The following is a 22,216-nucleotide window of genomic DNA, read 5'->3' on the forward strand; positions in this document are numbered from 1 at the left end:
GAGTTGATAAGACAAGGCGATGCCAGCATGATGAGTGCTGCACGCTTGGATGAACGCGGGGCGACCTGGCGCAGGGATCCCGGCCCTGACCCGCCGCGGAAGTCCTGTGCAGCAAGGAACCTGAGCCTCCCGGCCGGGTCGAATTCACGTGCGCGTGGGTGAGTGGTAACCGGCTCTTTCTGGCATTCCGGCACTCGCGCACTAGCGTGGGGCCCCATGCCAGAGGCGATGAGGCTCGGTCCGGAGCCGCTGGTCCATCCGACCGCACACGTTCGAAACTGCCAACTCGGCGAGTACGTCGAGATCGGTCCACACGCTTCGCTGGCCGAAACCGTGATGGGTGACTATTCCTATGTCATGCAGGGCGGCGTCATGTGGCACGCGGAGATCGGGAAGTTCGCCTCGATCGCGGCGTACACACGGATCAACGCCCCGAACCATCCGACCTGGCGAGCATCCCAACATCACTTCACCTACCGTTCGATCGACTACGGCCTCGCCGACACCAACGACGCGGAGTTCTTCGATTGGCGGCGAGCGCATTCCGTCCGTCTCGGACACGACGTCTGGATCGGCCACGGCGCGGTCGTGCTGCCCGGCGTCACGGTCGGCACGGGTGCGGTCGTGGGCGCCGGGGCGGTGGTGACCCGCGACGTGCCGGCCTACACCACGGTGGCCGGCTCGCCGGCGCGGGTGATCCGGAAACGGTTCGACGCCCCGATCGCCGACCGGCTGCTGGCCCTGGCCTGGTGGGACTGGCCGCGCGATCGGCTCCGCGAGGCGCTCACCGCCTTCCGGGAACTCGACGCCGCGGAGTTCTGCGAACGGTTCGAGGGCGCCGGGAGTCCGCTGTCGCACGCGAGCACCTCGCCCTGAGGGTGGCTCCTGGTAGCTTGCGGCCCCATGGAGAGGTGGGGTGCGGAGCGCTACGGAAACCCGTGCCGCGAATGCGGTTTCGACTGATCGATCACCATGATGAACGTGCTGGGCGCGGTGCTCAAGGCCAAGTACGACTACCCCAACCTGCTGGCCCTGCGGGCGGGGACCGAGCGACACCCCGACCTGTCCTGGACGGCGGCCGGCTACGCCGCGCACCTCGCTGACACTCTTCGACTCTGGTCCGAGCGGCTCGTCGGCGCCTACGTGTCGGGCGTCGTGGACGTCGTCCCTTGTGACCCGGACCTGCTCGCGCAGGTCCGGGGCTACAACCAGATGTCCGTGGGCGCCGTGCTGTGGTCGGTCGAGGAGGCCGCCAACTCCTGGATCGAGGCGGCCCCGGAGGCGATCAAGAACAACGTCGTCCTACGGGTGGTGACCGGCCCGGGCGACTCCCCGCGCCGGTGGTGATGTCAACAGAGCCTTGTCAGGGGAGAAGCTCGAGGAGCACCGGACGCAGCGCGGCGGGGATTCATGAGCACGCCGTGGTCCTCGAGGACCGGGCGAGCCCCGATGAGAACAGGCTCACACGCCTGCGGTGGCCCGGTCCCGCGAACCACACTGGCGGCGAGGAGGGAGCTTCGGATGTCTGAGACCGCCGCCACCGTCGCCGACCTGTTCCGTCGCGAGCCGGGGACGGAGCGCCCTCGAATCGAGCAGATCCGCGCCGTGTGGGCGTGGCTGTCGTTCCTTCGGGTGCAGTCCCTGATCCGGCCCGAGGTCGAGGGCGCCTACCGCGCCGCCGAGTGGGCGATCGGCCTGACCGACGTTCCGCCGGTGACCGGCGCGAGGTACCACACGCCGTCGTTCATCGTGGAGGCCGCGTGGACGCGGCCGGGGGAGCACGACATCATCAAACCCGCGACCGACCAGCTCATCGCCGGTGAGATCAACACCGCCGGCGCCATCGCGGAGGCCGGTGCGGACCCCGTGAAGCGGGAGTACGCCGGCGGCACCTACGCCCTGCTCGCCTGGTGGGCGGGCATCGTCGAGCTCGCGGAGTTCCTGACGCCGAACTCCGTCCAACTCGCCGCACGTCCGATGGGTGTCCCGGAGTCCTGACCCTCCGGCTCGCACCGTGGCCCGGCAAGGGGAGGCGGGGATCTTGACGGCCAAGCTCGCGGACAACGATGTCATCGACTTCCTGCGGGACCTGTCGAACTGGGGCCGATGGGGCGAGGACGACCGGCTCGGCACCCTCAACCTGATCACCGAGGACGTCCGCGTCCAGGCGGCCGGTCTGGTCCGGGACGGGACCGCAGTGTCGTTGGCGTTCGACATCGATCCGGAGAATCCGGACGTGCTCGGTCGTGGCAGCGTCGTGCAGCGCTTCATGCAGCTGAACGAGGTGGAGGCGATCTACGGGCAGCCGGCGCGCTTCGACGCGGTCCGGGAGTACGTCGGGCTCATCGGCCACGGCTCGCTCACCCACCTGGACGCGCTGGCCCACTTCTCCTGGGACGGCAAGAACTACAACGGCTTTCCCGCCTCCGCCGTACGCTCCGCCGCGGGTTCCACCCAACTGTCGATCCACCAGGTCGACAAGGGGTTCTTCACCCGCGGTGTCCTGCTCGACGTCGCCGGGACGCTCGGCGTGCCCTGGCTCGACCCAGGACGCGCCATCACGCCGGAGGAGATCGCGGCCACGCAGAAGCGCGAGGGCGTCACCGTGCGACCAGGGGACGCGCTGTTCGTCCGTACCGGCAACTTCGCCCGGATCGCCGCCGAGGGGGCGCACCCGGAAGGCCATCTCGCGGGGCTCAGCGCCGCGAACCTTCCGTTCCTGCGGGAACGTGACGTCGCGCTGCTCTCCTCCGACGGCGCGCAGGACGTCTTCCCCGGTGAGTCGAGCAACCTCGATCTCGCGATGCCCATCCACACCGTCGGTATCGTCGCGCTCGGGCTCTGGCTGATCGACAACGCCGCGCTGGACGAACTCGCGCGGACGTGCGAGCAGAAGAACCGCTGGGAGTTCCTGGTGTGCGTCCAGCCCTGGCGGTTCGTCGGTGTGACGTCCAGCGTCGTCAACCCGGTCGCGATCTTCTGACGCCGTTCCCTCCCGGCGTCGCGCGCGCTGGCTCAGGCCAGGATGACGCGGGTGCCGCGTTGCTCGATCTGGCGGACGAGGTCGGGAGCCGCGGTGTCGTCGGTGACGAGGACGTCGACGTCGTTCATGTCGCACACGGTCGCGAGCGCCACCCGACCGATCTTCTTCCCGTCGGCCAGCACCACCCGCCTGCGGGCCCGCCGGCACATGAGGGCGTTGACGCGGGCGCCACCGGGGTCGTAGTTGGTGCATCCCGCGCCCGCGTCCACCCCGTCGACGCCGACGAACGCCACGTCGAGGTTGCAGCTCTCCAGGAAGGACTCGGCACTGGCGCCGACGGTCTCGTAACTGCTGCTGCGCGCTTCGCCACCGGCCGCCAGCACCCGGATACGAGGGTTGCCCACCAGATCCAGGGCGATGTTGAGCGCGTTGGTGACGACGGTGATGCCGTCATCGCTGTCGGTGAGAAGGCGCGTGAACTCGGTGACGGTGGTTCCGCCTGTGACTCCTATCACGCGGGCGCCGTTCAGGAACTGCCGCGCGGCCGCGGCGATTCGTCGCTTTTGGGGGAGTTCCTGCATGGCCTTGTAGCGGACGGGAAGGTCGTGGAAGGCGGCGTGCGTGGTCGCGCCGCCGCGGGTGCGAGCGAGCAGTCGCTGCTCCTCCAGCAGGGCCAGATCGCGCCGTGCCGTAGCAGTGGACACGCCGAACCGCTCGGCCAGGGTCCGGACATCCAAGTTCCCGTCCGCAACCAAAGCGGACAGGATCTCGTTCAGTCTCTGAGCGCGACGCACAGCGGCATCGTAGCCATGTGCAGCATGAATGCCTATATGGCGTAAGTTTGAGCGATCATGTTGCAAGTTTGCTCAAACTTGCGCCTCCGGTCCGTCTAAGGACCTTGACTGCGCAGTACTCGGCCTTTTAACGTCCCGCTCCATGAGCAGTTACGCGCAAGAAGTGCGCAGTCAACCTGAACTTTGGCGACAAGCCAGCGCACTCGCGACAACTGCGACCCACCACCTGCCGCCCCACGGAGCCCGGCTCGCCGTCGCCGGCTGCGGGACCTCGCTGTTCATCGCCGACGCCTTCGCCCAGCTTCGGGAGGGCCGCGGCCACGGTGAGACGGACGCCCTCGTCCCGACCGCCGACCGGGTGACCCGCGCCTATGAGGCCGTCCTGGCCCTGTCCCGGTCCGGGACGACGACCGAGGTGACGAACTGGCTGGAGGCCCAGGCGCCCGCGCTCGACCGGTACGCGCTCGTCGGGGTCGCCGGTACCCCTGTCGCCCGCGCGGCCCCCAACCCGCTCGTGCTCGACTTCGCCGACGAGCGCTCGATCGTCCAGACGAGGTTCGCGACGTCGACGCTGGCCCTACTCCGCGCCTCCCTCGGTGAGGACGTACTGCCCCTGGCCGACGGCGCCGAGGCGGTTCTCGCCAAGGGCGCACCGTTCGACGCCGGGCGCTTCGACCACTTCGTGTTCCTCGGCGAGGGCTTCGCGAGCGCCCTGTCGCAGGAGGCCGCGCTGAAGATGCGCGAGACCACCGGCGCGTGGACGGAGGCCTACCTCGCCTCGGAGTACCGCCACGGCCCGGTCAGCGCGGCCACCTCGCGCACGCTCGTGTGGGTGCTCGGACAGGTTCCCGCGCACGTGCTCGACCACGTACGCGAGTCCGACGCCACCGTCTGGACCACGGGGGAGGACCCCATGGTCGAACTTGTCCGCGTCCACCTCCAGGCCGAGGTCGAGGCCGCCCATCGCGGCCGCGACGTCGACAATCCACCGCTCCTGTCCCGGTCGGTGATTCTTTCCTGAGCGCGGTCTCCGCCCTCAGCCAAGACTCGCCGTCGCCGGCTGTTCGCACGTTCGTGGACATCCACACCCACCACAGAAGGCGCCACAGATGACCTCGATCCGAGCAAAGCGCGTACCGCGCGCGTTCACCGCCATCGCCGCAGTCGCCAGCCTCGCCCTCGTGGCCGCGGGCTGCGGGAACGGCTCCAACACCGCGTCGGACGCCACCAAGGACGTCACGATCACGGTGGCCCTCGCCGTCGACCCGCCGCCCAAGGCGGCGCTCGCGGAGTTCACCAAGGAGACCGGCATCAAGGTCACCTGGTCGACCGTGGACTGGGACAGCCTGCAGACCAAGATCGCCGCCGCGGCGACCGCGAAGACCTACTTCGCCGACGCGACCGACGTCGACTGGTCGCGGGTTGGCCAGCTGGGCAAGCTCGGCTGGTTCTACCCGATGGGCCAGTACGTCGACACCAAGGCGCTCGCGAAGGACATGCCGCAGCTGACGTCGTTCACGTCGGACGGCAACGTGGTGGGTATCCCCTTCGACGCATCGTTCCTCGTCACCACCGTGAACAAGAAGATGTTCCAGGCGGCTGGTGTGGACCCGGCGCCGAAGACCATGACGGAGTACACCAACGACCTTCGCAAGATCAAGCAGAAGGGCATCGCGCAGTACCCGCTTGACATCCCGTTCGCCGCGGCCGAGGGCCTGTCGACGTACTGGTACCAGACCACCGCCGCCTTCGGTGGGACGGTCCTGGACGGCAAGGGCAAGCCGCAGTTCGAAAAGCCCGGCTCGCCTGGGTACAAGGCTGCGCAGTGGATGGTGGACGCCATCAAGGGCGGACTCGTTCCTCCGGGCAACATCAACGTGTCCGACAGCCAGGGCCAGCAGACCCTGATGGCGAAGGGCCGGACCGCGAGCGTCTTCGGCGACTACTCCGGCAACGTGGGCACGCTCTACGACGTTCCGGCCTCCTCCTCCGTGGTCGGTCAGGTCGAGTACCTCGCGACGCCGGGTGTCTCCGGTCCCGGTGCGAACCTCAGCAACCCGGACGGCATCGGCATCCCGAAGACCGCGAAGTACCCCGCGGCCGCCGCGAAGTTCATCCAGTGGTTCACCTCCGCGAAGAACCAGGCGGACTTCGCCGGTGCGCGTGGGGCGGCGCACGCTCTCCCGTCGTACAACATGCCGTCCCGCCTCACCGCGGTGAACCAGCTGACCAAGGCGGGACAGCTCAAGGGCGGAGCGCAGCTCGCCGACATGCTCAAGAACAGCTCGCGTCCGGTGTTCCCGGAGGGTGCGCCGTCCTGGTACCCGAACTTCTCCAACGCCGTCTACACGAACCTGCACAGCGCGGCGACCGGCACCATCTCCGTCCCGGCGGCGATCAAGGCCATTGCGGACACGGCGAACAAGCTGGCGCAGGGCTGATGTCCGACCGCTTCACGCAGAGGGGAGGGCGCTGGTGACTGCCGTGCCCATGGAGGGGCAACCCTCCGAAACCACCAGCGCCGCCTCCGGGGGCGGGCGGGGCCCGAAGCCCCGCACGAGCCGGGTGGGCAAGGATCCACGGGTCCTGCCCTACCTGCTGGTGACGCCGCTCGCGGTCTTCATCGTGGGGCTGGCGTTGGTCCCGGCGGGCTTCACCCTGGTCGAGTCGTTCTTCACCGTGAACGCGCTCGACCCACCGACCCGGTTCAGCGGGTTGGCGAACTTCCAGCACCTGTTCGCCAACCCGGCGATCCGCCACAGCATCGGCAACACGCTGCTGTACGTCCTCATCGGCGTCGCGTTGTCCACGGCGCTCGGTATCGCGATGGCGGTCGTTCTGCAGCGGAAGTTCTGGGGACGGTCGGCGGTGATCGCGCTGATCGTGTTGCCGTGGGCGCTGCCCGGCGTGGTCGAGGGCCTGGTCTGGAGCGGGATCTACGACCCGAACTCCGGTCTGCTCAACAGCTTCCTCACCTCGGTACACCTGATCGACAACTACCAGGTCTTCCTCGGCCAGCACGGGCTGCTCACCATCGCGCTGATCGAGATCGTGCAGGTCTGGCAGATGACCCCGCTGTCGACGCTGCTGATCCTCGCGGTGCTGCAGGTGATTCCGGACGACATCTATGAGGCGGCGCGCCTGGACGGCTGCAACGCCTGGTCGGCGTTCCGCTACATCACCCTGCCGCTCGCCCGGGCCGGGATCGCGATCGCCATGGTGCAGGCGGTGGTCGCGACGCTCAACGTGTTCGACCAGCCCTACGTGCTGAACGGCGCCGCGACGACAGGTGTCTCGCTGACCATGCAGACGTACTTCATCAGCTTCCAGAACCTCGACTTCGGTCAGGGCTATGCGCTGTCACTGCTGATCACCGTGGTCACCGTGCTCGTCTCCCTCGTCGTGGTCCGAGCGGTGTACAGGAAGGTCGAGTTCTGATGCGGACGCGAATCTCGCCGGCGCGGCTCATCGGCGTCGTCCTGATCCTGCTGTGGTCGTTGGTGCCCATCTACTGGGTCATCAACATCAGCCTGCAGAGTGAGTCGGAGGCTCGTTCCAAGCCGTCGCACTACCTGCCTCCCCACCCGTCCCTGCACAACTTCGCCACCCTGCTCGGCTCGGGTTCGGAGATCGGGAACCAGATCCGGTCCTCGTCGGTGAACATCGTGATCGAGTGCGCCATCGCCACGATCGTGACCGTGGTGATCGCCACCATGGCGGCGTACGCCTTCGCGCGGTTGAAGTTCCGCGGCAGCAACATCCTCTTCTACGCCCTGCTCGCGACGATGGCGTTCCCGGTCTACACCACCTTGATCCCGCTCTACCGGATCATGAGTGACCTCGGCCTGGTCAACACCTACACGGGCATCGTGCTGGTCTACGTCTCGGGCTTCCTGCCGCTTTCGACGTGGATCCTCTACAACTACTTCCAGAGCCTGCCCGAGAGTCTGGAGGAAGCCGGACTCGTGGACGGCGCGACGCGACTGCAGGTGCTCTGGCACGTCCTGCTGCCGCTCGCCCGGCCCGGAATCGTCTCCACGACGATCATCACGTTCCTGTTCGCGTGGGCGCAGTTCCTCTTCCCGCTCGTACTGTCCAGTGACCTGTCCACCCAGCCGTTGACGGTGACGATCTCCGCGTTGCAGGGCCGGCACACCGTGCCGTTCTCCCTGTTGAGTGCCGCGGGCGTCCTCGCCATCGCGGTGCCGGCGGTCATCGCCCTGGTGCTGAACCGCTACATCGTGAGCGGTCTGCTGGCCGGCAGCGTGAAGTAGCGGTCGACCGGGCGAGTCGAACCCGGTCGACCCGTGTGATCCGAGAGGGATCCTGATGGCTGACAACAGCTTTGTTCTCATCGGCGCGGGAAGCACCGTCTTCACGCCCGGACTGCTCACCGACCTGGCGTCGTCCAGGGTCTTCGACGGATGGACGGTTCACCTCGTCGACCTCGACGCCCAGGCGGCGCAGACGATGGCCCGGCTCGGCGCGCGGATCGCGGCCGAGCACGGGTCGACTCTCAAGACCGTCGCGCACACCGACCGTCGCGAGGCCCTGCCCGGTGCGAGCTTTGTGACGACGACCATCGCGGTCGGCGGAGCCGCGGGATGGCGACACGACATGAACGTGCCGCTGAAGTACGGCATCCGCCAGACCGTGGGCGACAGCGTGGGACCGGGTGGCGTGCTGCGCGCCCTCCGCCACGTGCCCGAGCTCGTCGCCATCGCGCGCGACATCGAGGAGCTCGCTCCGCAAGCCTGGCTTGTCAACTACTCCAACCCGCTGACGGCGAACGTCCGGGGCATCACCCGGGAGACCGGCGTCAACGCCATCGGGCTGTGCCACGGCACCATGCACACGAAAGCGGCGCTCGCGAAGGACCTGGGCCTGGAGTCCGGCGACGTGCACGCCGTCTTCGCGGGGCTGAACCACCTGTGCTGGCTGCTCGACCTGCGCCACGGAGCCGAGGACCTCTATCCGCGGCTGCGCGCTCTGGTCGAGGAGCGGGCCGGTGACATCTCCTCGGAGGCGACCCGCCACGAGGGCGTGCACCTCCCGGTGTCGGCGGACCTGATGCGGACCTTCGGGTTGTACCCGGCGCCGGGTGACCGCCACGTCGCGGAGTTCTTCGCGTGGTACCTCGGTGGTGCCGGCGAGGGGACGCTGCCGTGGGGCATGCAGGGCGGCCACGACATGACCATCGAGTACATCGGCGAGAAGTCGGACCTGTGGGACCGGCTGCACGCCCAGGCCGACGGGAGCGTCCCGCTGGCCGGCAAGGACGACCAGGAGGCCGAGCGGCTCGTCTCCATCGCCGAGGCTCTCGTCACCGGTCAGGACATGGTTGAACTCGCGGTCAACATGCCCAACCAGGGCAAGATCGCCAACCTGCCCTCGACCGCCGTGGTGGAGGTCCCGGCTGTGGTCGGCGCCGCGGGCATCAACGGCCTCAGCATCGGCGACCTGCCCCCGGCGATCGCCGCGACGCTCACGACGCGGGCGCAGCAGCAGGAGATCACGGTGGACGCGGCCCTGCGGGGAGACCGCCAACTCGCCATCCAGGCGCTGGCGCTGGACCCGCTGGTGCCGGACACCCAGACGGCGCGGGCGATCCTGGACGACGCGATCGAGGCGCACGGCGCGACCATGGAGCGGTTCCGGGCCAAGCCCGAGGACGCCTCGCTGTAGGGCTTCGCCTGTGTAGCAAGCCTGACGTGCGAACGCGGGCCGGGAGTGAGGATCAGTCCCCGTCCTCCCGGCCCGCGCTGCTTTGTTTACTCGTTTCGGCTGCTCGCCTACTCGCTTACCCGACCCGGCGCACCATCGGCAGGTTGGACCGGGTGAAAAGCCCGGCGCCGAGGATCGCCAGGACCGGTACGCCGACCACCACGATGCCGAGCAGCGTCCACGGAATGTCGATGATCGGCGTCTACTGCCCTTCGCCGGTGGTCAGCGGCCAGGTCACGGCCAGGCCTGGCACCGCTCCGACGACGACCCCGAGCAGCGCACCCAACCCACCGATGACAGCGGCCTGCGCCATCGCCATGCGTCGACGGGTCCGGGGTGTTGCTCCGACGGCGGCGAGGGTGGCGAAGTCCGGCCTGGCGTCGTTGAGTGCGAGCGCGGTGGCGGTCGCCGCACCGACCAGCACGAGCAGCCCGCCCAGGATCGAGAGGGCGAGGAACTGAATTGCGTAGGTCTGGACGAAGCCCCGCTCGACATAGATGTCGGAGCCGTAACCGAGGCCCTGAACGATTTCCTTGACCTGCGCCTCCTGCGCTTTGCTCACCGCGGGGGAGCCGGGTGGCACCACGATGCTGTGCACGGTCGTAAGGAGTCCCAGCCGCCTGGCGGTCTGTGGTGTAGCGATCAGGTCGGCGAGATAGGTGTAGGTGCCCGAGTGTCGGACGGTCGCCGCCAGGACGGCGGCCGGCAGTTGTGTCCGCTCCACATCTCTGGTGGTGACCGAGCCGTCGCTGCCGTTCCTGATCCGGAAGGTCGCGACCTGCGCGGTGTGGTCCGGGTACAGGGCCGCCTTGGACGGCACCAGGACACCTCCTGCCGAAAGGACCTGTCGCTGCTCCGCGGTCAGTGGGTGTCCCAGGACCTTCGCCACAAGGTCGGGGCCCGCGACCATCATGCCGTCGACGGTGGTCGTGTAGCCGATGATTGACTCGCCGTCTTCTGTGTCCAGTGGAACCCCACAACCGTAGGGGTCCTCCTCCGGACACTTCGGACCGACAAGCGCTGCCGTAAGGGCCTGCGGATCGGACGGATAGATGGTGATGCTGGGAAGGAGAAGCGTCGTCCGCCCCGGCAATTCGGCCCGCACCTGGTCGGCGAGAGTGTCGGCGGCGCGCGGCGTGGCAGTCGGCGTGAGCCCGATGGTCATGGTTTCCATCGCGGTCCGGGGTTCGTACCCGCGGCGGTTCTGTTCGAAGTCGCTCGACGACCCGATCGCCAGTGCGGTCACGCCGGTGACCACCCCCATGATCGCGGCGACGGCCGGAACCGTGCGGGACTGGTGTCTGGCGCCGTCGCGGGTGGCCAGCCGCAACGACAACGGCAGCCGGCCACCCAGTCGATTGAGTAACCCGATCAGGACAGGGGTGATCATGATCGTTCCGGCCACGAGGACGAACGTCCCCACAGCGACGCGCCACTCGCCTCCGGGCTGGCGTCCGAGGGCGAGAACGACGATCGCGCCGACCACCATCAGCACCAGGCCGAGGGCCGGCCCGCCACGGCGGGGCCGGCCGGCGAGAGCGACCACGGTGTCCTGCCGGGACGCGTGACGCGCGGGTATGTACGCCGCGGCCAGCGCCGCGAGGCTTCCGACGACGAGGAGCGCGCCCAGGTCCAGCGGGGAGATCCGCAACGACGAGATGTCGTGGCCGATGAGTTGACTGGAGATCGGCCGGGTCAGAGCGACGAGGGCGATGGCCAGGAGGATGCCGAGAAACGCGGAGCCGAAACCGAGGACGATGCCCTGGGCGAGCACGACCCGCCGGACGTCCCTGGGTGTTCCGCCGGTGGCGACGAACAATGCGAGTTGCCGGCTCTGCCGCCGGGCACCGACGGCGAACGCCGGCCCCGCCAGCAGGACGACCTCGAGCAGAACTCCGGCGGCGACCAGGACCGTGAACGCGACCAGGGTGGCATCTGGCGTGGAGGGGTAGGAGTCCGTGATCAGGCGAGGAACCATCTTGTGCGGTGGCGGGTCCTGGAGAACCGCACGCGACTGTACGACGAGCCCGTGCGTGTTGAGCTGTTGGACGTCCGGCCAGGTGATGGCCCTGCCGTGAGTGTCGATGAGGTACGTCGTGTCGCCGGACCCACCAGCGCCTCGAAGGATCGAGCCGGGGATGCCGACGAGCTGCCTCGAACTGAGATCGGCCGGGTTGCGTACGACACCGACGACCCACACCTCGGGATGGTCGCCCGCCCCGAACCGGATCCGCTGGCCCGGCCCGAAACCGTCGTCGACCAGGTTGGGCGAGACCGCGATCTCGTCGGCGCTCTTCGGTGCTCGCCCATCGACGACTGTGCCGAGCCCCGTCGTACGTTCGTCGCGCAGGTCGAACTCGCGGACGTTGACCGCGATGGCGCCGAGGTCGGTCTTGACCAAGGTCGTTCCGTGACGCACCGGGATCGCGGTCCCGCCGGTGAGCGCGGCCACCCGCTGCGAGGTCATGTCCTGGTCATCCGGATCGGCCAGCTTCGCCTCGGGGACGCTCGCCTGGAGAGCGCCGTCGAATGTCTGCGCGAGCGGAGCTCCCTGGACGGTGACGACGGCATCCGTCGGCCCCATGGTGCGCAGCCCATCTGCGGCGTTCGTGTCCGTGGTGCTTCGCAGGAGTACCGACCCGGCCGCGATGAGCATGATCGGGACGCCGATCATCGCGACCACGAGGGCGCTTCGGCCCTTGGCCCGCCACACGTCGCGGCGCGCCAGCTTCAGTGCCACCCGCCAGCTGCCGCCACTGCGCCAGCTCACCGCGATCCCTCCAGCAGGGACTCCGGGGCGGGCAGATGTCCGGTGTCGTCCACGGTCTGGCCGTCCCGAAGGAAGACCACCCGGTCGGCCCAGCCGGCGTGCCGGGCCTCGTGGGTGACGAGCAGGCCGGCGGCACCGGCGTCGACCCGGGCCCGCAGGACGCGCAGCACCTGTTCGCCGGTCTCGGAGTCGAGGGCACCGGTGGGTTCGTCCGCCAGGACCAGCCGCCGTTGACCGACCAGGGCACGGGCGATCGCGACCCGCTGCTGTTGGCCACCGGACATGTCGTCGGGGAACCGGTCGGCGAGGTCCTCGATCCCCACCTCGGCCAGTGTGCGCAAGGCCTCCTTGCGCGCCCGCCTCGACCGCGTGCCGTCGAGTTCGAGGGGAAGGGCGACGTTCTCGACTGCGGTGAGCGCCGGAATGAGGTTGAAGTCCTGGAAGACGTAGCCCACCGAGCGGCGGCGCAGGGTCGCGACCTGTGCGCGGGAGAGGCTGCCCAGGTCGGTTCCCTCCACCCGCACGGTGCCGCTGGTGGGCGAGTCGAGCCCACCGGCGAGATGGAGCAAGGTCGACTTGCCCGAGCCGGAGGGACCCATCACCGCGACGAGTTCGCCGGGTCGGACGGTGAGGCTCACTCCGCGCAGCGCGTGAGTGGCGGCCTCACCGCTGCCGTGCACCCGGGTGACGGCGGTGATGTCGAGGACCGGCGCGTCGGCTCCGAGGTCGGGTGGCGGCTGGCTGGTCGGGGTCGTGGTCATCGTCGTCCCCCATGGGTCGTGTGCGCGGCGTCGGCCGCGTCGTCGCTGGTGGTGCGGCCGGACCTGGTGGCATGGCGCGTTCGCCCGCGGTCGGGACCGCGGGATGCGGTTCGCACCAGACGCGCCTCGCAGTGGTCGAGCCAGCGCACCTCGGCCTCGGCCTGGAAGATCATCGACTCGACGACGAGGAGCCAGGACAGGTCGCCCTCGTCCGCGTCTCGCTTCAGGCGGGTGTATTCCTGCAGCGCCCGGACGGTCGCCGTCCGCTGCTTCTGGACGATCGATCGGACATCGGCACCCTGGACGGTGAGCGCCAGCGCGAGCTTGATCGCCAGCTCGTCGCGCGGACGGGGTTGCCGGCTGACCGGGGTCGCCAGCCACTGAGCGAGCTCGGTGCAGCCGGCGTCGGTGACCTCGTAGCGGATCCGGCCCTCGTCGTCGGCGCCGTTGCCCGCGACGAAACCGTCGCGCTCGAGCCGGGAGAGTGTGGTGTAGACCTGCCCGATGTTGAGGGGCCAGGTCGCGCCGGTGGCCTGCTCGAACTCGGTCCGCAACTGGTAGCCGTACTTCGGGCCGGAGTCGAGGAGGGCCAGTAGGCCGTGTCGGATGGACATGCCTACTGAGTATGCATATCCGGTAGGCACCACGCAAACCGCCGCTCCGGCTACCCGCGACATGCCGAGGAAACCCAACTCGTACAGCAGGCAACGTGATCGTCACGCGACGGCAACGGAATACGAATGGCGCGCGGCCTACGGTCTGGCGTGTCGTCTCGATGTGAAGGAGCCGCATGCACACTGGTCGTCCCGGCCCTGATGACACCTCTCCGGCCAACGCTGTCCGCGATGAGCACCCCACTACGACACTCCGCCCGAGTCTGCGACGGCGTTCACTCCTTGCCGGCGGTGCCGGCCTCGCGGCCGTCGGTGCCGCCGGTCTGGTCGCGCCGACCGCGGCGGAGGCGCAGGCCCACGATCGGGTCCCGATGCCCAAGGGTGGGCGGCGGGTCCACCTCGCCTCGCGTCCGGACACGGTTCACTGGGGCTACATGGACGCCGCGCTCAAGCCCGTCCTACGCGTTCGTCCCGGCGACGTGGTCACCATCGACACGCTCTCCCACCAGGGCATGATCAACGGCACCGACCCGGTGTCGTTCTTCGGTCAGTACGGCATCCACCGGGGCGAGGTCCTGAAGGACGCCATCGACGTCTACGCCGCGAAGGCTCCCGAGCCCGGCTTCAGCGCGCACGTGCTCACCGGACCGACGTACGTCGAGGGCGCCGAGCCCGGCGACGTGCTCGAGGTGCGGATTCTCGAGTCGCACGCCCGGGTGCCGTACGGCGTCAACCGGACCGGACCCGGCACCGGTGTACTCCCCGACCTCCTGACCGAGCAGTCCACGAAGGTCATCCCGCTCGACCTGCGCAAGCGGCTGGCCAAGGTGGCGAAGGACGTGGACGTCCCCATCGACGCCTTCCAGGGCATCATGTGCACGGCCCCCGCGCCTGAGCTCGGCAAGGTCAGCTCCCGCCCACCAGGTGCGTACGGCGGCAACATGGACCTGCGCGACCTCATCGCCGGATGCACGCTCTACCTGCCGGTCTTCAACGACGGTGCGCTCTTCTCGACCGGCGACGGCCACACCGCGCAGGGCGACGGTGAGGTCGACGGGACGGCGATCGAGACGTCGCTGACCACGACTGTGCAGTTCTTCGTGCACAAGAACGTCGACGCGCCGTGGCCGCGCGCGGAGAACCGTACCCACTTCATCACCATGGGCATCGACGTCGACCTCGACGCGGCGCTGGCGATCTCGCTGCAGGAGGCGGTCGACTTCCTGCGGGCGGAGATGGGGCTGTCCGCCGCCGACGCCTACACCTTGTGCAGTGTGGCGGTCGACTTCGAGATCGCCGAGGCCGTCAACTTCACCAAGGTGGTCCATGGCAAGATCCCGAAGGGCATCTTCAAGCACGTTCCGCGCTACTGGGCGGACTGATCGGCGTTCGGCGCCGAGCTGTCGGGAGTCGACAGCATCGAGGGTGAGCGGAAGGCACGACTTCTCTTCGACCAGCGAAAACCGTGGTCGGCAAGGAGGGGTTGCGGCCGTCCGCTCACCCTCGACGCCGTCCGGCACGTGTCTCGTCGACGCCGAAGAGGCGTAGAACGCTGCGCTTGTGGGCCTTCGCCGCTTCGGCCGGTGTCATCTCGCCCGCGCTGACCCGCTCGCCGGCCAGGTGCGCGAGGCTCACCGTGGCGGCCAGCAGCCAGGAGCGAGGAAGGCTCCGGTCGAACTCTCCGGCTCGTTGCCCCCGACGGATCAGTGGCTCCAGGCGGTCGAGTACGGGCGCGTGACGTTCCCGTTCGGGTCTCGAGACCGCCGACGCGATCGGGAGCCGCAACAGCAGGGGGTACCGCTCCGAGATGTACCAGCTGGCGTCCAGGAAGCGGATCAGCGCGTCGGTCGGTGACCCCTCGTCCAAGTGTACGGCGTCCAGCGCCGCGACGGCCTCCGCGGTGGCGCGGTCGACGACGGCGTTCAGCAACGCCTCGCGCGAGGGGTAGTGCGCGTAGAGAGTCTGCCGGGTCAGCCCCGCGGCCGCCGCGACCTCCTCCATCTTCGCGTCGGGCCGCTCGCCCAGCACGGCCACAGCCGCGTCGAGGATCGCGGCGATGCTGCGCTCGGCGTCCGCACGTCTCCGGCGCCGTGGCCGTTCGGGTGAAAGCTCAGACATGGTTGTCAAGATTAGCGGTATCGGTTAGCTTTGACAGCGACGTCAGAGATATGGGGACGTCGTACGCGCTCCGGAGCCTTTCCGCGCGTCACCTGTCAACGAGGAGTTGTGATGCCAGCGATCGTCAACACCCATCAGGCCGAGGCCTGGAACGGCTACGAGGGCCACCACTGGGCGGAGTACCAGGAGCGTTACGACCTCGTGAACGGCGGGATGAACGAACCGTTGTTCGACGCCGCCGCCATCGCGGACACCGACCGCGTCCTCGATGTCGGCTGCGGCAACGGCCAGACCACCCGCCTGGCCGCACGCAGAGCCTCCCGCGGCCACGCGGTGGGCGTCGACCTGTCGGCGCCGATGCTGGAGCGAGCCCGCGCCTCGACGGTCGACGATGGCATCGACAACGCGACCTTCGTGCAGGGTGACGCACAGGTGTACCCATTCGAGGAGAACACGTTCGACGTGGCGATCAGTCGCGGCGGGATCATGTTCTTCTCCGACCCGGTCGCGGCGTTCGCGAACATCGGACGCGCCCTGCGGCCGGGCGGACGACTGACGTTCGTGTGCGCGCAGGAGGTGTCGAGGGAGGATCCGTTCGCCCGTGCACTGGCGCCCTTGTGGGCTTTGATGCGAGGCGCGGAGGAAGCGAGGAAGAACGTCGAAGGCACGGACGACGAACGTCAGCGCGCCGACCGTGACGGTAGCCGGCCCGGCGCCGAGACGGGTGGCGTGGGACCTACGTCGCTGGCGGACCCGGAGCGGACCCACGCGGCGCTCTCGGCCGCCGGCTTCACGCAAGTGAGCATCGAGCCCCTGCGGATCCCCATGGTGTTCGGGGCGGACGCCAAGGACGCGGCCGACTTCTTCTTGTTGATGGGACCGATGGAGTTCAACCTGCGCGGCATCGACCCGGTTGCGGTCGCGTCGGCCCGTGACGAGGTGGCCGTGGCGCTGGGCGAGTACGTCGACGATAACGGTGTCAGCCTGCCCAGCGCGTTGTGGCTGGTTCAGGCGCTGCGTCCCGTGTAGGTGGTCGCGACTTCTCCTCCGCGCTGGTCGGGGGGTGGGCGGAAGTTGTCAGAACGAGTTTGCCGATGGGCTCGGATGCCCTTGTTTTGTTGGGGTTGTTGTCGGTGGTCGGGTCTAGGGTTTGGTCATGGTCATGGACATCGACACCGGTGCTGGCAGCGGGGGTGCGGGCTTCGCGCATCCGTTGCTGGCTTGGCTTGCTGGTGTGGGTGAGCAGCTCGACGGTGCGGTGGAGTGCCCGACTCTGTCGTTGCCGCTGGATCAGTACGAAGGGGCGATGCGGCAGATCGCTGTCTGCGAGGCGAGGCTGGCGTCGTTGCGGTTGTCGTTGACGCGGCAGGCGGAGCTGAACGAGGTGAAGAAGCTGACCGGTGCTGCGAACACTGCGGGTTGGGTGCGGCAGGTGACGCGGATGGGGCGTCGTGAGGCGTCGGTGTCGGTGCGGTTGGCGAAGGCGCTGGACCAGATGCTCCGTTCGACGGGTGAAGCCCTCTCTGACGGTGAGATTTCGTTGGGTCAGGCGCAGGTGATCGAACGTGCGATCCGACGGTTGCCCAACGACGTCGACGCCGACGTGAAGGCGGAGGCGGAAGCGTTCCTGCTCGACAGTGCGCAGGCCCTCGACACCGATGAGTTGGACAAGGCCGGCAAGCACCTCTACGAGGTGATCGCCCCTGAGGACGCTGAACGGCGGATCGGGAAGCAACTGGAGGAGCAGGAACGCAGAGCCCGAGAGAACCGCACCCTGAGCTTCGGCCCGGTCCGCGACGGGATGGGCACGGTTTTCCTGCGGGCGGATCTGCCGACCCCGGCGATCCTGCAGGCGCTCCTGGATCCGCTGGCTCGGCCGCGTCCGAGCGGTCCTGGTGGGCCGGACCTGCGCAGCAGCGAACGCCGTCAGGCCGACGCCTTCGCCGAACTCGTCGCCCTGGCCCAGGCAGCCGTCGACGCACCCACCCGCGGCGGCACACGGCCACGCCTCACCGTGACGATGAACCACGACAACCTTGCCAACAAACTCGGGTACGGCACCCTCAACTCCGTCCTCACCGACTTCGGACCCGCGCACCTGCACGTGAAGACCCACAGCGACGAGGACGGGAGCGGGCGGCAGGAGATGATCGGCTATCGGATCACGGGGCCGCCGTTGTCAGCCACCTTGGTGCGACAGTTGGCGTGTGACGCGGAGATCATCCCCATGGTGCTGGGTGGTGACGGGGCCGTCCTCGACCTCGGCAGGGGGACCAGGCTGTTCACGTCCTCCCAACGACACGCACTCGCCGAGCGGGACGGCTACTTCTGCCACTTCCCCGACTGCAGACGGCCCGAGAAGTGGACCGAAGCGCATCACATCCGGCACTGGGTAGACGGCGGAGCGACCGACTTGAACAACGGCGTCCTCCTGTGCCAACACCACCACACCGTCATCCACACGAAGGGTTGGACCGTCCGCATGAGCGGCGACGGACACCCGGAATACACCCCACCACCATGGGTCGACCGCCACCAGAACCCCATCCGCCCCAACGACACCACCATCCGACGCTGAGCTGAGGTGGCCGGAGTGTCCTGGTGGAGCAGGAGTGGAGGACCGCCGCGAAGAAGATCGCCCGAGCACGTTATCCCCGGATGAGAAAAGGGTAATGCGATCAGCAATCGCCGGGGTCAACCTGCCTCGGGCCGCGTCAGCGACCGAGGCGGTCGTCCTTCTACACACCTGCATATGGGGGAAGCGTGTTCGAGCAAAACCCGGACCTGGTCCTGCTCTTCGGTGCCGCCATCGTCGTCGTCGGCTACGTCCTCAGTCTCTATCTCCATCCCTATACGCAGTGCGGCAGATGTAAGGGCACCTCGATCCACAAGGGCGCGCTTTTCGGTGGCGCCCACCGCAGGTGTCACAAGTGCAGTGGAACCGGTCGCCGTCAACGCCTCGGTGCCATGGTGCTGAAGATCGGCGATCCACGTCGTTCGACCAGCAGGTTCCACCCTCGACACCGCTGACGTCCGCACGACCCAGGCACAGAAACAGAAGGACCGGCCCGGGCGTCGTGGCTCAGCGATCCGTTCGCAGCGCCATGGGTCCGGAGGCGAGCAGCCCACCGTCGACGGGTAGCACGACGCCGCTGATCCATGCCGCGTCGTCGGAGGCGAGGAACGCGACGGCAGCCGCGATGTCCTCCGGTTGGCCGACCCGGCCGAGCGGGTAGAGCCTGGTGAGGCGTTCGAGCGCACCGGGCTGGGTGTCCCACACGCGGGTGCGGATGGTTCCGGGCGCGATGAGGTTGAACCGTACGCCGTGTGGACCATAGCGCGAGGCGAGGTTGACGGTGAGGTTCTGCAGGCCCGCCTTTGCAGCGGAGTACGGCTCACCACCGAGAGCGCTCATGCCGTTGACGGAGCCGATGGTCACGACGCTGCCGCCGTCGGGCGCGACGAGCAGGTGGGGGAGCGCGGCCCGGATGCAGCGCGCGACGCCGGTGAGGTTGAGGTCGACGAGACGGTCCCAGGCGTCGTCGTCGGTGTCCAGGAACGTCGTTCCGTCGCGCATGCCGCCGGCGGTGTTGACGAGTACGTCGAGCCGCCCGAACCGTGTCGTCGCGAGCTCGACCGCGGAGTCCACCGAGGCCCGGTCGGTGACGTCACACCCGACGGCGATCGCCGTCCCCCCGGATCGGTTGACTTCGTCGGCGACCTCCAGCGCCGCCTTCAGGTCGACGTCGGCAAGGACGACCGATGATCCCTCGGCGGCCAACCTGAGCCCGGACGCGCGACCGATCCCGTGCCCGCCTCCCGTCACCAGCGAGACCCGCCCATCGAACCGTCGCATGTCGATCGTCCCCCGTCGTGGTGGCCGAAGTGTGGAGTACGACCGTACCGGTGCCACTGGCCCACCTCGACCGTGTCGACGACGGGAAACGTGCGGGCAGTGGCTATCCGCGGATGAGGTCCACGGCGCGTTCGGCGATGGCGTACACCGTGGCGTTCGTGTTCGCGGACACGATGGTGGGCATCACCGAGGCGTCCGCCACCCGCAGGCCCTCGACGCCGCGCACGCGTAGGCCGGTGTCGACGACGGCCAGGGCGTCCGTCCCCATCCGGCAGGTACCGACCTGGTGCGAATAGGTACGCAGGCTCCTGCGTAGGTACTCCCGCATGCTCGCGTCGTCCCGCACCTCGCCGCCGGGGAACACCTCCCGGCCGCGCCAGGGCTCCAGAGCGTCCGCCGTTCCGATCCGTCGGGCGACGCGAAGGCCGGCGGTCATCACCTCGAGGTCGTGCGGATCGGAGTAGTAGTTGGGATCCAGCACAGGGGGCTCGCCCGGGTCGGCGCCGGCGAGTCGGACCGAACCGCGGCTGCGGGGCGTCATCGCCGCGAGCGCAATGCTGTAGCCGGACGCGTCGGCGGACATCGGCGGAGGCAGTGCCGGGGCGAAGTACGGAATGTCGACGAGTTGGAGCTGCAGGTCCAACGCGTCAAGCTCGGGGTCGCTGCGAATCAGCCCGAGCGCGTCGGCGTGGCTGTTCGTACGGTCCGGCATGGGCCCAGCCGCCTGATAGATGACGGTCGACCTCGGATGGTCCTGGACGTTCGCGCCGACACCGGGAAGGTCCACCACGACGTCGACCCCCACGTCGCGCAGGTGGGACCGCGGACCAATGCCCGATCGCATCAGCACCAGTGGTGAGCCCACGGTCCCGCCGGTCAGTACGACCTCACCGCGGGCCTCCGCGACGAAGACCTCGCTACCGACGCTGTACTCGACGCCCGTGCAGCGCCCGGCGTGCAGCCGCGTCCGGTGCACCAGCGCGTCGGTCACCACGTCGAGGTTGGGCCGGTCCAGCGCCGGGACGAGGTAGGCGTCGGCGGCACTCTGCCGCCTACCGTCGACGATGTTCAGATCGTTGCTCCCGAAGCCCTCGTCCAGCCCACCGCTGACGTCCGACGCCGCCGGGTATCCGACCTCGCTCGCCGCGGCCAGGAACGCCTCGGTCACCGGGTGCAGCGAGTGCGCGGGCGCCACGTGCACAGGGCCGGCGTCGCCCCGGACCGTGGGGTCGCGTCCCTCGACGTGCTCGCTCCGCAGAAAGTAGGGGAGCAGGTCATCGAATCCCCAGCCTTCGGCGCCGGCCCGCACCCACGCGTCGTAGCTCGAACGATGCCCACGCAGGAAGGCCATGCCGTTGATGGAGGAGGATCCGCCCAGGCCACGTCCGCGCGGCCACGGAATCCTCCCACCCGTCGCGGCCTGCGGAACGGAGACGCCGGCCCAGTCGGCCGACGTACCCTGCAGGCTCGGCCACGCCAACGGCGCGGCCACGGCTGCCGGGGGTTCCGCCGCGCCGGCCTCGAGGAGGAGTACGCGGACGCCGGCGTCCTCGGACAACCGTGCGGCGATCACACAGCCGGCCGTGCCGGCGCCGACGACGACGAAGTCGTAGCTGTTGGTCGAGGAAGTCATCGGGTGTCAACCATCTCGGACGTTTCCGCGTTTCACAGCGGTACGTTCGACGCTACCCGACGTCTGGGTGTGGAGCCTCGTTCCGGCAGCGCCGGGTGCTGAGTGCCTGGTGCTGGATGCCGGGTGCCGTGTCCCGTGATCCTGAAGGTGTTGTGTGGGTATGTGACCCCATGCCCGTGATCACGAACATCACCACGGGCATGGTGTCATGCACGGGGCATGGCGGACGCGTCACCGCGATGTCAGCCGCCCGCCGTAGAGGATCTCCTGCTCCCACTCCTCGCGCGGCTGGGAGTGCAGGCGCCAGTAGCACTCGGCGATGTCGTCCGGATCGAACGCCGTACCAGGAGCGACGGGACCCGCCACCGTGACCGACGCCACGTGGACACCACCGGGCCCGTACTCCTTGTCGAGCAGGGCCGCCAGGGTACGCACCCCGGCTTTGCCGAGTGAGAGGCTGACGTACCGCGGGTCCGGTTCGGGCATTCCGCCGGTGATGAGGAACGAGCCGCTGCCACGCCGGACCATCGCCGGCGCCACGTGCGCGGCGGCGGTGAGCGCACCGACCACGTTGACCGCCCAGGCGTCCAGATGGGCACGGACCGAAAGTTCCCCGGGCGCGTCCGGCTGGATGATCGCGGCGTTGTAGACGACGACGTCCGGAGTTCCGAGTCCCTCGGTCGCGGTGTCGAGTGCGGCGCGCAGCGCGATCTCGTCGGTGCTGTCGGCGACCAGCGGGATCACCCGCACTCCGGAGGCGGCGACGCCTCGGACTGCCGCGTCCAAGGTCGCCTCGGTACGCGCGACGAGGGCGACCGGCAGCCCTTCCCGCGCGAACCGCCGCGCGACCGACTGACCTATTCCCGGTCCCGCACCAATGACGACCGCACCGGACATCTCCTGCTCCTTCACCTCAGGCAACAGCGAAGAAGCTAGACCTTCACATTGATGTGAGAGTCAATC

Annotated in this window: 21 protein-coding genes; 13 read left to right on the forward strand and 8 right to left on the reverse strand. The window is 68.8% G+C overall.

Annotated features, from left to right (window positions below):
• Positions 1 to 216: 216 nt before the first annotated feature.
• The 4 genes from HEB94_RS19620 (at position 217) to HEB94_RS19635 (ending at position 2,983) form a co-directional block, all read left to right on the forward strand.
• Complete coding sequence (locus HEB94_RS19620) at positions 217 to 876, forward strand: DapH/DapD/GlmU-related protein (RefSeq protein ID WP_192751241.1); 660 nt, start codon at positions 217 to 219, stop codon at positions 874 to 876.
• A gap of 96 nt (positions 877 to 972) precedes the next feature.
• Entirely contained in the window at positions 973 to 1,347 is a 375-nt protein-coding gene (locus tag HEB94_RS19625) for a hypothetical protein (RefSeq protein ID WP_192751242.1), read from the forward strand.
• Between the two features lie 174 nt (positions 1,348 to 1,521).
• Positions 1,522 to 1,998 (forward strand): hypothetical protein, encoded by a 477-nt coding sequence (locus tag HEB94_RS19630; RefSeq protein ID WP_192751243.1) that lies wholly within the window; start codon positions 1,522 to 1,524, stop codon positions 1,996 to 1,998.
• A gap of 43 nt (positions 1,999 to 2,041) precedes the next feature.
• Positions 2,042 to 2,983, forward strand: coding sequence for a cyclase family protein (locus HEB94_RS19635; protein ID WP_192751244.1), 942 nt, complete (start codon positions 2,042 to 2,044; stop codon positions 2,981 to 2,983).
• Positions 2,984 to 3,015: 32 nt separating this feature from the next.
• Here the strand turns inward: HEB94_RS19635 and HEB94_RS19640 are convergent, their stop codons facing one another.
• Positions 3,016 to 3,777, reverse strand: a complete 762-nt coding sequence (locus tag HEB94_RS19640) for a DeoR family transcriptional regulator (protein ID WP_192751245.1) — start codon at positions 3,775 to 3,777, stop codon at positions 3,016 to 3,018.
• 142 nt (positions 3,778 to 3,919) lie between these two features.
• On the opposite strand from HEB94_RS19640, the gene HEB94_RS19645 reads away from it, so the two are divergent.
• From HEB94_RS19645 to HEB94_RS19665, 5 genes are all read left to right on the forward strand, one after another.
• Positions 3,920 to 4,798, forward strand: a complete 879-nt coding sequence (locus HEB94_RS19645; RefSeq protein WP_192751246.1) for an SIS domain-containing protein — start codon at positions 3,920 to 3,922, stop codon at positions 4,796 to 4,798.
• A gap of 88 nt (positions 4,799 to 4,886) precedes the next feature.
• Positions 4,887 to 6,218, forward strand: coding sequence for an extracellular solute-binding protein (locus tag HEB94_RS19650; RefSeq protein WP_192751247.1), 1,332 nt, complete (start codon positions 4,887 to 4,889; stop codon positions 6,216 to 6,218).
• 34 nt (positions 6,219 to 6,252) lie between these two features.
• Positions 6,253 to 7,215 (forward strand): ABC transporter permease subunit, encoded by a 963-nt coding sequence (locus HEB94_RS52570; RefSeq protein WP_192751248.1) that lies wholly within the window; start codon positions 6,253 to 6,255, stop codon positions 7,213 to 7,215.
• Positions 7,215 to 8,051: a carbohydrate ABC transporter permease gene (locus HEB94_RS19660; RefSeq protein WP_192751249.1), complete on the forward strand. Its 837-nt coding sequence runs from the start codon at positions 7,215 to 7,217 to the stop codon at positions 8,049 to 8,051. Before HEB94_RS52570 ends, HEB94_RS19660 begins: the two co-directional genes overlap by 1 nt.
• Positions 8,052 to 8,106: 55 nt before the next feature.
• A complete protein-coding gene (locus HEB94_RS19665) occupies positions 8,107 to 9,462 on the forward strand; it encodes a family 4 glycosyl hydrolase (protein WP_192751250.1) in 1,356 nt (451 codons plus the stop codon).
• A gap of 241 nt (positions 9,463 to 9,703) precedes the next feature.
• Here the strand turns inward: HEB94_RS19665 and HEB94_RS19670 are convergent, their stop codons facing one another.
• From HEB94_RS19670 to HEB94_RS19680, 3 genes are read right to left on the reverse strand one after another with little or no spacing between them, the layout of a single operon-like run.
• Positions 9,704 to 12,271: an FtsX-like permease family protein gene (locus tag HEB94_RS19670; protein ID WP_192751251.1), complete on the reverse strand. Its 2,568-nt coding sequence runs from the start codon at positions 12,269 to 12,271 to the stop codon at positions 9,704 to 9,706.
• On the reverse strand, positions 12,268 to 13,032 hold the full coding sequence (locus HEB94_RS19675) for an ABC transporter ATP-binding protein (RefSeq protein WP_192751252.1): 765 nt from the start codon (positions 13,030 to 13,032) through the stop codon (positions 12,268 to 12,270). Before HEB94_RS19675 ends, HEB94_RS19670 begins: the two co-directional genes overlap by 4 nt.
• Entirely contained in the window at positions 13,029 to 13,646 is a 618-nt protein-coding gene (locus HEB94_RS19680; RefSeq protein ID WP_192751253.1) for a PadR family transcriptional regulator, read from the reverse strand. Before HEB94_RS19680 ends, HEB94_RS19675 begins: the two co-directional genes overlap by 4 nt.
• Positions 13,647 to 13,822: 176 nt before the next feature.
• Here HEB94_RS19680 and HEB94_RS19685 point away from each other — a divergent pair, with 176 nt between their 5' ends.
• On the forward strand, positions 13,823 to 15,028 hold the full coding sequence (locus HEB94_RS19685; RefSeq protein WP_192751254.1) for an acetamidase/formamidase family protein: 1,206 nt from the start codon (positions 13,823 to 13,825) through the stop codon (positions 15,026 to 15,028).
• Positions 15,029 to 15,143: 115 nt separating this feature from the next.
• Here HEB94_RS19685 and HEB94_RS19690 read toward each other — a convergent pair whose 3' ends face one another.
• Entirely contained in the window at positions 15,144 to 15,764 is a 621-nt protein-coding gene (locus tag HEB94_RS19690; protein WP_192751255.1) for a TetR/AcrR family transcriptional regulator, read from the reverse strand.
• A gap of 111 nt (positions 15,765 to 15,875) precedes the next feature.
• On the opposite strand from HEB94_RS19690, the gene HEB94_RS19695 reads away from it, so the two are divergent.
• The 3 genes from HEB94_RS19695 (at position 15,876) to HEB94_RS19705 (ending at position 18,794) form a co-directional block, all read left to right on the forward strand.
• A complete protein-coding gene (locus tag HEB94_RS19695) occupies positions 15,876 to 16,793 on the forward strand; it encodes a class I SAM-dependent methyltransferase (protein WP_192751256.1) in 918 nt (305 codons plus the stop codon).
• 127 nt (positions 16,794 to 16,920) lie between these two features.
• On the forward strand, positions 16,921 to 18,342 hold the full coding sequence (locus HEB94_RS19700) for an HNH endonuclease signature motif containing protein (protein ID WP_192751257.1): 1,422 nt from the start codon (positions 16,921 to 16,923) through the stop codon (positions 18,340 to 18,342).
• A 185-nt stretch (positions 18,343 to 18,527) separates the two neighbouring features.
• Positions 18,528 to 18,794, forward strand: coding sequence for a hypothetical protein (locus tag HEB94_RS19705; protein WP_192751258.1), 267 nt, complete (start codon positions 18,528 to 18,530; stop codon positions 18,792 to 18,794).
• Between the two features lie 52 nt (positions 18,795 to 18,846).
• Here the strand turns inward: HEB94_RS19705 and HEB94_RS19710 are convergent, their stop codons facing one another.
• The 3 genes from HEB94_RS19710 to HEB94_RS19720 form a co-directional block, all read right to left on the reverse strand.
• Positions 18,847 to 19,620 (reverse strand): SDR family NAD(P)-dependent oxidoreductase, encoded by a 774-nt coding sequence (locus tag HEB94_RS19710; protein ID WP_192751259.1) that lies wholly within the window; start codon positions 19,618 to 19,620, stop codon positions 18,847 to 18,849.
• Between the two features lie 103 nt (positions 19,621 to 19,723).
• Positions 19,724 to 21,253 carry a GMC family oxidoreductase gene (locus tag HEB94_RS19715; RefSeq protein WP_192751260.1) on the reverse strand — a complete coding sequence of 510 codons (1,530 nt, stop codon included), beginning with the start codon at positions 21,251 to 21,253 and terminating at the stop codon, positions 19,724 to 19,726.
• 231 nt (positions 21,254 to 21,484) lie between these two features.
• On the reverse strand, positions 21,485 to 22,165 hold the full coding sequence (locus tag HEB94_RS19720) for an SDR family NAD(P)-dependent oxidoreductase (RefSeq protein ID WP_337918538.1): 681 nt from the start codon (positions 22,163 to 22,165) through the stop codon (positions 21,485 to 21,487).
• Between the last annotated feature and the right edge of the window lie 51 nt (positions 22,166 to 22,216).

It is taken from the genome of Actinopolymorpha pittospori (assembly GCF_014873875.1).
GTDB lineage: Bacteria > Actinomycetota > Actinomycetes > Propionibacteriales > Actinopolymorphaceae > Actinopolymorpha > Actinopolymorpha pittospori.

Coding starts and splice junctions, on each gene's coding strand:
- HEB94_RS19700 (WP_192751257.1), top strand. CDS start 16,921: ATGGTCATGGACATCGACACCGGTGCTGGCAGCGGGGGTGCGGGCTTC.
- HEB94_RS19675 (WP_192751252.1), bottom strand. CDS start 13,032: ATGACCACGACCCCGACCAGCCAGCCGCCACCCGACCTCGGAGCCGAC.
- HEB94_RS19710 (WP_192751259.1), bottom strand. CDS start 19,620: ATGCGACGGTTCGATGGGCGGGTCTCGCTGGTGACGGGAGGCGGGCAC.
- HEB94_RS19680 (WP_192751253.1), bottom strand. CDS start 13,646: ATGTCCATCCGACACGGCCTACTGGCCCTCCTCGACTCCGGCCCGAAG.
- HEB94_RS19625 (WP_192751242.1), top strand. CDS start 973: ATGATGAACGTGCTGGGCGCGGTGCTCAAGGCCAAGTACGACTACCCC.
- HEB94_RS19695 (WP_192751256.1), top strand. CDS start 15,876: ATGCCAGCGATCGTCAACACCCATCAGGCCGAGGCCTGGAACGGCTAC.
- HEB94_RS19660 (WP_192751249.1), top strand. CDS start 7,215: ATGCGGACGCGAATCTCGCCGGCGCGGCTCATCGGCGTCGTCCTGATC.
- HEB94_RS19630 (WP_192751243.1), top strand. CDS start 1,522: ATGTCTGAGACCGCCGCCACCGTCGCCGACCTGTTCCGTCGCGAGCCG.
- HEB94_RS19650 (WP_192751247.1), top strand. CDS start 4,887: ATGACCTCGATCCGAGCAAAGCGCGTACCGCGCGCGTTCACCGCCATC.
- HEB94_RS19685 (WP_192751254.1), top strand. CDS start 13,823: ATGCACACTGGTCGTCCCGGCCCTGATGACACCTCTCCGGCCAACGCT.
- HEB94_RS19645 (WP_192751246.1), top strand. CDS start 3,920: ATGAGCAGTTACGCGCAAGAAGTGCGCAGTCAACCTGAACTTTGGCGA.
- HEB94_RS19690 (WP_192751255.1), bottom strand. CDS start 15,764: ATGTCTGAGCTTTCACCCGAACGGCCACGGCGCCGGAGACGTGCGGAC.
- HEB94_RS19665 (WP_192751250.1), top strand. CDS start 8,107: ATGGCTGACAACAGCTTTGTTCTCATCGGCGCGGGAAGCACCGTCTTC.
- HEB94_RS19620 (WP_192751241.1), top strand. CDS start 217: ATGCCAGAGGCGATGAGGCTCGGTCCGGAGCCGCTGGTCCATCCGACC.
- HEB94_RS19715 (WP_192751260.1), bottom strand. CDS start 21,253: ATGACTTCCTCGACCAACAGCTACGACTTCGTCGTCGTCGGCGCCGGC.